Here is a 10681-nt window from a genome sequence, read left to right as displayed (position 1 = left end):
TCCATGATGACGATGTCGCCGGGCGAGAGCTCGGGCACGAGGACCTGGGTCACATAGGCGGTAAAGGCATCGCGGTTGATGGGGCCGTCGAGCACCATGGGCGCCATCATGCCGGTGTTGCGCAGGCCGGCGACGAACGTCGTTGTTTTCCAATGGCCATGGGGGACGCTGGCCCGAAGTCGCTCGCCCCGCAGGCAACGACCGTGGCGGCGTGCCATGTTGGTGCTCGCCCAGGTCTCGTCGATGAACACCAGGCGGTCGGGATCGAGGTCGAGCTGACCCTCGAACCAAGCCCAGCGCTGGCTCAGGATGTCGGGCCGCTCTTGCTCGGTGGCGTGCGCGGTCTTTTTTTGCGCGTGATGTTGTGGCGGTCGAAGAACCGCCAGACCGCTGCAACGCTCACCAACGCGCCGCGCGCTGCCAGCGCATCGCGGATCTCGTCCAAAGTCAGATCCGAGTTCGTCTCGATCAGCGTGCGGATGAAGCTGTGATGCGCCTCGATGCGGCCAGACCGGGTGTCTCCACCTGGACGGGCAGGCAATACCTTACCGGTACGCAGCGCAAGCTGCCGCCAGCGGATCGCGCTCGCAGCGCTCACCCCGAAGCGCGCTGCCGCCGCCCGGCAGGACAGCCCGTCGTCGATCGCTGCAACCACGCGTTCGCGCAAATCCACCGATAAGGCTCGACCCATCCCTGCCGGCCTCCTTAACCAGCAGGGATTCTGAATCAGATTTCAGCCAGCCTGGGAATCCCTCATCGATTCAACGACATCGAATTCCGCTCTAGAGAATTTCAAAGAGCCGAATTTCGGATCCGGAAGCCCAACGGGCGCCGGGCAGATCAGCAATCCAATTTTGCCAGTTTTGACGATTCGTATCGAATTGGGGATTTTTTCTGCCTGCATCCATCCGCGCCGCAAAGCCGGACAGCGCCACGATGATAGGCTTTGCTCCTGTAGGACAGTGCGCTCAGGCCTGCGGGCCGCCCGCCGCCACCGCCGTTTCGAGTGCCGCCTTGAACATGTCCGGCGTCAGCAGACCGGTGTTGATGTTCAATCGGCTGCAATGATAGCTGTCCACCAGCATCACGCCCGACGGCAATTTGTGCGCCACGCCGTGGCCGAAGCGGTATTTGGGCAGCTTACCGCCAATCGCCTTGATCGTGGCCTGGTGGGCGGTTTCGCCCAGCGCCACCACCACTTTCAGTTGGGGCAGGGCTGCCAGTTGTTCTGTGAGGAATGACCGGCAGTTATGTTTTTCCGCCGTTTCGGGAAGGTTGCCGGGCGGGGCGCAGGCCACCGCGTTGGTGATGAACAGGCCCGGCGCATCCCAGCCTTCCGGCGTTTCGGTGGCCAGCCCGAGTGCCGCCAGCGTGCCGAACAGCATCTTGCCGGCTTCATCGCCGTGAAAGGGCTTGCCGGTGCGGTTGGCGCCCTTCAGGCCGGGCGCGAGGCCGACGATGGCCAGCCAGGCACCAGCATCGCCCAATGGTGGCACCGGGGCGTTCCACCATCCGGCGTGGCGAACAATTTGCTCGGCGCGATAGGCTGCCAGGCGCGGGCAGAGGTCGCAATCGCGGGGCGGCGTGCCGGGGTGAAGTGTGGTCTCGTCAGTCATGATTTATGCCTGTAGGGGCTTCAGCCCATATGGCAATCGTGCTTGTCGCGCTGGGATCGAACCGCTGCCACGGCCGCCATGGCCGGCCGGCGGGCGTCGTGCGCGCGGCGCTGGCGGCATTGGCCGGGCTGGGGCAGGTGGAGCGCGTCTCGTCGATCTTCGCGACGGCCCCGATCGGCCCGGGCAGCCGCCGTTATGCCAATGCGGTGGCGGCTTTGGCGTGGGGTGGCAGCCTGCCTGATCTTTTGCGTGCGCTGAAAGATATCGAGCGGGACTTTGGCCGCAGGGGCGGGCGACGCTGGGGGGACCGGGTGCTGGATCTCGACATTCTTGCCGCCGGCGCTACTCAACTGCGCCTGCCCGGCCTTGCCGTGCCGCACCCGCGCCTTGCTGAACGGCGTTTCGTGCTTGATCCTCTGGTGCTGGTCGCGCCCGAATGGCGGCATCCGCAGACGGGGTTGAGCGCAAGACAGTTGCACGCTCGCGCGCTTCGCCCTAAAGGCCTGCCCCGCGCCTGATGTGCGCACCCGCGTGTGCCAGCACTGGTTTGTGGGGGTCCTTAGCTCAATCGGTTAGAGCGCCCGCCTTTTAAGCGGTAGGTTTCGGGTTCAAGTCCCGAAGGACCCACCACCGCGCAATGCGGCTGGCGGCGTGCCGCCGCCAGACTCGCGCAAGCGCGGCCCCGCCAGCATGGCCCAAGCCTTGCCAACACGCAGCCCCAGTACCACTGTGCTCAAAGGGGGAAGCTTCCATGCCATTGTCCGACTACAGCCTCAGCGCTTTCACCGCCGGCCCTTACACCCGCCCTGTCTATCGGCGCGGGAGCGGCCCGGCGGTGATCGTCATCCACGAGGTTCCGGCGCTGCACACGTTGGTGATCGATTTTGCCGACCGGCTGGCCGCATCTGGCATGACGGTAATCTGCCCCAGCCTGTTCGGCACGCCGGGTTCAGTGCCGACCAAGGGCGCGGCGGCGGTGCAATTGTTCCTCAACATCTGCATCCGCCGCGAATTTTCGGCATGGAACGATGGCCGCTCCAGCCCGATTGTCGATTGGCTGCGGGCGCTGGCCAAACAGGCGCATGAAGAGTGCGGCGGGCCGGGCGTGGGCGCGTTGGGCATGTGTTTCACTGGCGGATTCGCGCTGGCGATGATGACGGAGCCGAGCGTGATCGCCCCGGTGCTGAGCCAGCCCAGCCTGCCGATCAAGGGCGCGAAGGCCGGCAGCATCGATGCCACGCCTGCCGAAATCGCCTGCGCCCGCCGGCGTTTCGCGGCGGAAGATCTGTCGCTGCTCGCCTTGCGCTACAAGTCCGACAAATTGGTGCCCGATGCGCGTTTCCGCCGCTACGAGCGCGAATTCCCCGGCCGGGTGGAGACGATCGAGCTGGACGACGAACACGCCCGCACCGGCACTGGCATGGATCCGCACAGCGTTCTGACCGTGCACCTGCCCGACGATGGCCCCGGCAAGGCCGCCGAAACCCGGGTGATCGATTTTCTGCGGTATCGTCTGGGCCTTGGCGACCGAACAACCCCTTGATTGCGGCGCCAAGTGCAGTCACACCGGCGCTGCACTGCAATGAAGGTCATGAACTGATGTCGTCTGCTTCCATCGCCGCTCTCGCTGCCTCTGTTGCCGCTCTGGCTGCCACCACCGCTGCTGCCCAGCAAGCGGTGCTGCCCGGCGGCACCCGTGTCACCGAAGTCAAGGCCGGCAACGGCGTCATCGCCGAACCCGGCAAGGCGGTGGCGGTGCATTACACCGGCTGGCTCTATATCGATGGCGGCAAGGGCACCAAGTTCGATTCGTCGCGCGATCGTGGCCAGCCCTTCATCTTCACGCTGGGCCTGGGCGAGGTTATCCTGGGCTGGGACGAAGGCGTTGCCGGGATGAAGATCGGCGGCCAGCGCACCCTGATCGTGCCGCCTGAGGCGGGCTATGGCGAACGCGGTGCCGGCGGCGTGATTCCGCCCGGCGCGACCCTGATTTTCGACGTTGAACTGCTGGCGGTGCAGCAATGACCAGTGGGGCACCTTCCGATCTGGCCATCACCCCGCGCAATCTGCGCTTTGGCCGGGAGGAAGTGCGCGCACGGTGGTGGCTGGGCGGCGATGCCGTCGCCACTGCCTGGCACAATGCGCTGTCGGCCAGTTTCCCGGCCGGGGAAGCCTTCTTCATCGAGACGGTGCGGCGGTTTCGCGACCAGGTGCCGGCAGAACTTGCCGCGCAGATCGATGCGTTCGTGAAACAGGAAGCCCATCATACCCGCGAGCACGTCGCCTTCAACCGGCAGGTGAGCGGTGCGGGTTACGACATCGCCGCCATCGACAAGCGCATCGCCGACAGTCTGGTGCAGGCACGCACCACCCATCCGGTGGCGCAACTGCTGGTGACGGTGAGCCTGGAGCATTTCACCGCAATCTTCGCCCACGCCATGCTGGCGCGCGGCGGCCGCCAGTTCGAAGGGGCGAGCCCGGAAGCTCGCGCGATGTGGACGTGGCACGCCATCGAGGAAATCGAGCACAAGGGTGTCGCCTTCGATACCTACATGCACATCACCCGCAGCCTGAAACCGGCGAAGCGCTGGGCGATCCGCAGCCTGGTGTTCTTCCGCGTTTCCCGCAATTTCATCGCCAATCGGGTGAAGGATGCGCTGGCGCTGCTGGCGCAGGATGGCATCACCGGCTGGCGGGCCAAGGCGCAGCTGTGGTGGTATCTGCTGGGGTCTCCCGGCGTGCTGCGGCAGGTGGCGCTGCCGTGGGCCAGTTATTTCCGCCCCGGTTTCCATCCGTGGGACCATGATGATCGCGCCCTGATCGCCGCGCACGAGGCGGCGCCCGCATTAGTCGCCGTCTGATGCCCGGCATCCCCACCTTGCCAGGCCGGCCGGTGCTGGTGCTGCAGGGTGGCGGTTCGCTGGGCAGTTATCAGGCCGGCGTGTTCGCGGCGCTGGATGACGCCGGCTATTGCCCCGAAGTCGTTGCCGGCATCTCGATCGGCGCGATCAATGGCGCGTTGATCGCCGGCAATCCGCCAGAGCGTCGGCGCGAACGATTGATGATGTTCTGGGAACGCGTCACCGGCAGTCCGGCGCTGAGCTGGCTGGCGGGTGATTCCACCGGCAACAACCAGTCCGAAGGGCTGCGCCACCAATGGGCGGCCGCGGCGACGGCGATGCTGGGCGCGCCGGGCTTCTTCAGCCCGCGCTGGCCGTGGTTGCCGGGTTGGTGGCCGGGCCAGATCGCGCTCTATGATACCGGCGCGCTGAAGGCGACGCTGGAAGAACTGGTCGATTGGGACTTGCTCAACAGCGGCGCCGTGCGCTTTGCGGTTGGCGCCGTGAATGTCGAAACCGGCAATTTCAAGTATTTCTGCACCAGCCAGCAGCGTCTGGATGTGCGCCACGTGATGGCATCGGGCGCGTTGCCGCCGGGCCTGCCGCCGGTGGAGATTGATGGCCAGCTGTGGTGGGATGGCGGATTGGTGTCGAACACGCCCCTCGATCATGTGCTTGATCATGATGATGAAGATGATCTGGCCATCTTCCAGCTCGATCTGTTCCCGGCGCGGGGGCCGCGGCCGAAGAATCTTGCCGACGTGGAAGAACGCGCCGCCGATATCCGCTTTTCCAGCCGCACCCGCTTCACCACCGATGCCCAGGCGCGGTTGAACGGACCGCGCCGGGCATGGGCGCGGCTGGCGGCCAAGCTGCCGCCCGAGCTGCGCGACAGCGCCGATGCCCAGCTGCTCGACCGGCTGGCGCGCGGCCGCCGCGTGGTGGTGGCGCAACTCGTCTATCGTGATCAGCCTTGGCAAGGGGCTGCCAAGGGGCGCGAGTTCAGCAGAGCCACCATGTTGACGCACTGGCGCCATGGCGAAGCCGATGTGGCCACCATGCTGGAGCGTGGCGGTTGGGCCGGCCTGCCGGACGGGCCGGGCGTGTGGAGCTTTGACGCCACCGCCACGCCCTGAATATTCCGCCCCTATGCCGGCGTCGAATTTCTGATACGCTACCGGCTGCGACAATTTGACCGGCATCATAAGCCGGCGATTGGCGAACAGCACTGGGGACGCGCGCCTGCGTCTGACTCAGTAGCCGGGGGAGAATCATCATGGGCGTTGGCGATCATGTCGATCTGGCGGGATTCATTGCAGGGGTGAGCCGCCGCAATCCCGGACAACCGGAATTCGTGCAGGCCGTGACCGAAGTGGCCGAGGACATTTTCGACTTCATCGGCGACAAGCCGAAGTACCACGAAGCCCAGATATTGCGCCGCATCGCCGAGCCTGACCGCGTCGTGTCGTTCCGCGTCTGCTGGGAGGATGACAACAACAATATCCGCGTGCAGCGCGGCTGGCGGGTGCAGAACAACAACGCCATCGGCCCCTACAAGGGCGGCATCCGGTTCCACCCGTCGGTCACCGAAAGCGTGCTGAAGTTTTTGGCATTCGAACAGACCTTCAAGAACGCGCTCACCGGCTTGCCGATGGGCGGCGGCAAGGGCGGTTCCAACTTCAACCCCAAGGGCAAGAGCGTGAATGAAATCATGCGTTTCTGCCAGAGCTTCATGACCGAGCTGTATCGCCACATCGGGGCTGATGTGGACGTGCCGGCTGGCGATATCGGCGTGGGCGGGCGCGAGATCGGCTTCATGTTCGGCCAGTACAAGCGCATCACCAACCATTTCACCGGCGTGCTTACCGGCAAGGGGCTGGAATGGGGCGGCAGCCTGATCCGCACCGAGGCGACTGGCTATGGCGCGGTATACTTCCTGCAGAACATGCTGAAATCAAAAGGCATGGACGTGGCGGGCAAGACGGCGGTGATCTCCGGTTCCGGCAATGTGGCGACGCATGCCGCCGAAAAGATCGTGCAGTTGGGCGGCAAGGTGCTGACGCTTTCGGACAGTGAGGGCTTCATCCACGATCCCGATGGCATCACGCAGGAGAAGATCGACTGGGTGAAGACCCACAAGACCCACCGGCGTGGCCGCATTTCGGAATATGCGGCGGAGTTCAAGGGCGCGACTTTCCACGGGAATGGCGCGCGGCCGTGGGGGGTGCCTTGCGATCTGGCGCTGCCCTGCGCCACCCAGAATGAACTGAATGGCGAGGAGGCCAGGCTGCTGCTGCAGAACGGCTGCATCGCGGTGGCCGAAGGCGCCAACATGCCCACCGATCTGGATGGCGTGCACATCTTCAAGGCGGCGCGCATCCTCTATGCTCCGGGCAAGGCGTCGAATGCCGGCGGCGTCGCTGTGTCTGGCCTCGAAATGAGCCAGAATTCGGCGCGCATGAGCTGGAAGGAAGAGGAATTGCAGGCGATGCTGAAGGACATCATGTCCGGCATCCACGATCGCTGCCTTGAATATGGCCGCAGCGCCGATGGCCACACCGATTATGTGAAGGGCGCCAACATCGGCGGATTCAAGAAGGTCGCTGATGCCATGCTGGCTTTCGGCGTGGTCTGATGGCCGGCATCATCGATCGCCGCATCTGCGCCGAGATCGACGGCCCGTTCGTGCTGTTCCTGATCGGCATCCGCATCAACCGGCTGTGGAAAGTGGGCAGTTGGGGGCCGACGTTCAGCGCGATGGGGCCGATGATCGCCGAATTGTCGCGCAAGCCCGAACTGGGCCTGCTGCACAACCGCACGCACTTCGGCTTTCCGGCCACGATGCTGGTGCAATATTGGCGCAGCCTCGATCATCTGCAGGCCTTTGCGACGTCGCGGGACCAGCTCCACCTACCGGCCTGGACGCGCTTCAACAAGGCGGTGGGCAGCAATGGCGATGTCGGCATCTGGCACGAGACCTATCTGATCGAGCCGGGCCAGTATGAGAATGTTTACAACAACATGCCGGCCTATGGCCTGGCGGCGGCGGGCACGATCCACGATGCCACCGGTCCGCGCGCCCGCGCCGATGGCCGCCGCCAGGTGCAGATTTCAGGAGAATGAGTGATGACCAAGGCCTCTGATCTGCTGGTGCAATGCCTTGAGGCAGAGGGCTGCGAATATGTGTTCGGCGTGCCGGGCGAGGAGAATCTGGATTTCCTCGACAGCCTGCAGCGCTCGACCAAGATCAAGCTGATCCTGACCCGGCACGAGCAGGGTGCCGGTTTCATGGCCGCCACCTATGGCCGCCACACCGGCAAGGCTGGCGTGTGCCTGGCCACATTGGGGCCGGGGGCCACCAATTTCGTCACGGCGGCAGCCTATGCCTTTCTGGGCGGGATGCCGATGTTGATGATTACCGGTCAGAAGCCGATCAAGAAATCCAAGCAGGGCCGGTTCCAGATTCTCGACGTGGTCGACATGATGCGGCCGATCACCAAATACACGCACCAACTGGCCAGTGCCGACAATATCCCGGCCCGTACCCGCGAAGCGTTCCGGCTGGCGCAGGAAGAAAAACCCGGCGCCACCCATCTGGAGCTGCCGGAGGATATCGCCCACGATCCCACCGATGCCGTGCCGTTCAAGCCGAGCTATGCCCGCCGGCCCTTGGCGGACTCCAAGGCGGTGCTGGCCGCGGTGCGCGCCATCGAGGCGGCGAAATCGCCGATCCTGGTCGTCGGTGCCGGCGCCAACCGCACCATGACGAGCAAGATGCTGCTGGAACTGATCGAAAAGACCGGCATCCCGTTCCTGACCACGCAACTGGGCAAGGGCGTGATTGACGAACGCCACCCGCAGTTCCTGGGCTGTGCGGCGCTGTCGGCGGGGGATTTCGTCCACGCCGCGATCCGCCGCGCCGATGTGATCGTCAACATCGGCCATGATGTGATTGAAAAGCCGCCCTTCTTCATGGCCGGCGATGCCACCACCGTCATCCACATGAGCTTCCGTTCGGCGGAAGTGGACCCGGTCTATTTTCCGCAGGTGGAAGTGATCGGCGATATCGCCAACGCCGTGTGGCAATTGAAAGAGGCGATCCGGGTGCAGCCGCACTGGGATTTTGCCGCCATGCTGGCCGCCCGCGCTGCCGAAGTCGCCCACCGCGATGCCGCCGTGGACGATCAGCGCTTCCCCATCTATCCACAATATCTGGTGTCTGAAATCCGCAAGGTGATGCCGGACGATGGCATCATCGCGCTCGACAATGGCGTCTACAAGATCTGGTTCGCCCGCAACTACACGGCCTACCACCCCAACACCGTGCTGCTCGACAATGCGCTGGCCACCATGGGGGCCGGCCTGCCCAGCGCGATGGCGTCGAACATGGTCTATCCCGACCGCAAGGTGATGGCGATCTGCGGCGATGGCGGCTTCATGATGAACAGCCAGGAGATGGAAACGGCCGTGCGCCTTGGCCTCAACATCACCGTGCTGATCCTCAACGACGGCAGCTATGGCATGATCCGCTGGAAACAGGCCAACATGGGTTTCAAGGATTGGGGCCTGGAATATGGCAACCCGGATTTCGTCAAATATGCCGAAGCCTATGGCGCCCACGGCCACCGCGTCACCAGCGCCGACATGCTGCCCGGCCTGATGGCGCACTGCCTGAACACGCCGGGCGTTCATCTGATCGACTGCCCGGTGGATTACAGCGACAATGACCGGATCTTGAACAAGGATATCAAGGAGCTGAGCGCCAAACTGTGATGACCAGGAAAGTTTGCCCTGCGTAACACCACCCCGTTGACCGTTCCGCCCACACTCGGCACGGCAGACCAATGGAGCCCGCGCCGCACCCGCCCGAACCTGCCCGCCCGCTGGGTCGAGTATGGCTGGTGGCCAATCGGGCCAGCCGTTCCACAGACGAAGCCCGTGTAGCCGCGCTCGAGACGGCCTTGCAGGCAGCCGGGGCGACCATCGCCGGCAGCAGTGATTTCCCGCGTGAACCGGCGCCCGTTGCCGCCGCACTCGCGGGCATCGATACGCTGGTGGTGATGGGCGGTGATGGCACGCTGGGGGCGGCCAGCGCTGCGGCCAAGGGCTGGGATGGCCAGTTTCTCGCCATTCCCGGCGGCACCATGAATCTGCTGCCAAAGGCGCTGCACGGCGATGCGACGCCGGAAGCCATCGTGGCGGCGGCCGGGCAGGGGATGCTTGCCCATGTGCCGGTGGTGCGTGCCGCTGGTCATACCAGTTACTGCCGCATCATCATCGGACCGCTCACTCGCTGGGCGCTGGCGCGCGAAAATGCCCGTCATGGCCGGCTGTGGCGCGTGTGGCAGGCGGTGCGGCTGGCGTTGGCGCGTGGGTTTCTGGGCGGCGTGAAGGTGGCCGGCCAGCCCGGCCGCAACCCCGGCGTGCTGGTGATGCCGGGCGAACAGGGCCTGGAAGTGGCGTTGTTTTCCGGCCGCGGACTGGCCGATGCCATGGCGGTGGCGGTGAACTGGCTGCTGAACGATTGGCGCGCCGCCGCCAGCGTGACGGCGTTCACGGCACCTGAACTGGTGGTGGGGCGCCGCCGCACGGTGCGATGCCTGTTCGATGGCGAACTGCGCCGCCTGTCGCCGCCAGTGCGCTTCGTGCCCGGCTGGTCCGATCTGCGCTATATCCGCACCCTGGCCTAGCCGGCCAGTTTGCGTGCTGCGGCGAAGAAGGTCTCGATGCGGGCCGGCGTGGCATCGCGGATGGTGCCCACCACTTTCAGGTGCGTAACCTTCAGACCAACGAAATCGAGGATCTGCCGGCGCAGCACATTGGGCCAGCCGTTGCGATAGCCCAGCCACAGATACCAGGGCGGCGTATCGGCGGTGATCAGCACGCGGGCAGTGCGGCCTTCGAACAATTTCTTGGGGAAATGCCCGTCGCCTTCATAGGCAAAGGCGATGCCGGGCAGGAAAGCGCGGTCGATCAGCCCCTTCAGTTTGGCCGGCGCCGCACCCCACCACAGCGGGTGGACCAGGAACAGCGTGTCGCACCAGCGAATGGCATCCAGAAAGGCCACGATATCGGGTTCATGCGCCATGCGGCTGTTGTAGCCGTGGGCCAGATTGGGATCGAAATCCATCGCGGAAAGCTGCATCACCCGCACCTCCGCCCCGCGCGCCCTCGCCGTTTCGGCAGCGGCAGCGGCCAGCGCACTGCACAGCGAACTGCCATCGG

At 65.0% G+C, this 10681-nt stretch carries 11 protein-coding genes, 1 tRNA gene and 1 pseudogene; 10 read left to right on the top strand and 3 right to left on the bottom strand.

The window, feature by feature from the left end; all coding sequences use genetic code 11:
• Both RT662_RS10380 and RT662_RS10375 read right to left on the bottom strand, forming a co-directional pair.
• Nucleotides 1-691: pseudogene (locus tag RT662_RS10380) on the bottom strand (IS630 family transposase); the annotation flags it as partial.
• 277 nt (nt 692-968) lie between these two features.
• Entirely contained in the window at nt 969-1616 is a 648-nt protein-coding gene (locus RT662_RS10375; RefSeq protein WP_313670635.1) for a uracil-DNA glycosylase, read from the bottom strand.
• A gap of 29 nt (nt 1617-1645) precedes the next feature.
• Between RT662_RS10375 and folK the strand changes: the two genes are divergently transcribed.
• The 10 genes from folK (at nt 1646) to RT662_RS10325 (ending at nt 10146) form a co-directional block, all read left to right on the top strand.
• Entirely contained in the window at nt 1646-2134 is a 489-nt protein-coding gene (gene folK, locus RT662_RS10370) for a 2-amino-4-hydroxy-6-hydroxymethyldihydropteridine diphosphokinase (RefSeq protein ID WP_313670634.1), read from the top strand.
• Between the two features lie 35 nt (nt 2135-2169).
• A tRNA-Lys gene (locus RT662_RS10365) sits at nt 2170-2246 on the top strand.
• Between the two features lie 121 nt (nt 2247-2367).
• Nucleotides 2368-3159, top strand: a complete 792-nt coding sequence (locus RT662_RS10360) for a dienelactone hydrolase family protein (RefSeq protein WP_313670633.1) — start codon at nt 2368-2370, stop codon at nt 3157-3159.
• 56 nt (nt 3160-3215) lie between these two features.
• Nucleotides 3216-3641 (top strand): FKBP-type peptidyl-prolyl cis-trans isomerase, encoded by a 426-nt coding sequence (locus RT662_RS10355; protein ID WP_313670632.1) that lies wholly within the window; start codon nt 3216-3218, stop codon nt 3639-3641.
• Nucleotides 3638-4477, top strand: coding sequence for a metal-dependent hydrolase (locus RT662_RS10350; protein ID WP_313670631.1), 840 nt, complete (start codon nt 3638-3640; stop codon nt 4475-4477). The genes RT662_RS10355 and RT662_RS10350 overlap by 4 nt, the downstream gene beginning before the upstream one ends.
• Complete coding sequence (locus tag RT662_RS10345) at nt 4477-5592, top strand: patatin-like phospholipase family protein (protein WP_313670630.1); 1116 nt, start codon at nt 4477-4479, stop codon at nt 5590-5592. Before RT662_RS10350 ends, RT662_RS10345 begins: the two co-directional genes overlap by 1 nt.
• Nucleotides 5593-5732: 140 nt before the next feature.
• Complete coding sequence (gdhA, locus tag RT662_RS10340; RefSeq protein WP_313670629.1) at nt 5733-7091, top strand: NADP-specific glutamate dehydrogenase; 1359 nt, start codon at nt 5733-5735, stop codon at nt 7089-7091.
• On the top strand, nt 7091-7579 hold the full coding sequence (locus RT662_RS10335; protein ID WP_313670628.1) for a DUF4188 domain-containing protein: 489 nt from the start codon (nt 7091-7093) through the stop codon (nt 7577-7579). Before gdhA ends, RT662_RS10335 begins: the two co-directional genes overlap by 1 nt.
• 3 nt (nt 7580-7582) lie before the next feature.
• The gene (locus tag RT662_RS10330; protein ID WP_313670627.1) at nt 7583-9229 is read left to right on the top strand and encodes an acetolactate synthase large subunit; all 1647 of its coding nucleotides are present in this window, start codon (nt 7583-7585) and stop codon (nt 9227-9229) included.
• A 71-nt stretch (nt 9230-9300) separates the two neighbouring features.
• Nucleotides 9301-10146 carry a diacylglycerol/lipid kinase family protein gene (locus tag RT662_RS10325; RefSeq protein WP_313670626.1) on the top strand — a complete coding sequence of 282 codons (846 nt, stop codon included), beginning with the start codon at nt 9301-9303 and terminating at the stop codon, nt 10144-10146.
• Here RT662_RS10325 and RT662_RS10320 read toward each other — a convergent pair.
• Nucleotides 10143-10681 (bottom strand): NAD(P)H-dependent oxidoreductase (locus RT662_RS10320; protein WP_313670625.1); only part of this gene is annotated, 539 nt, incomplete at its 5' end. The two genes, RT662_RS10325 and RT662_RS10320, sit on opposite strands and share 4 nt — an antisense overlap.

This window comes from Sandarakinorhabdus sp. (genome assembly GCF_032115815.1).
Lineage (GTDB): Bacteria > Pseudomonadota > Alphaproteobacteria > Sphingomonadales > Sphingomonadaceae > Sandarakinorhabdus.
The sequence above is the reverse complement of the archived record's forward strand: the minus strand, read 5'-3'. Positions and strand labels throughout refer to the sequence as shown.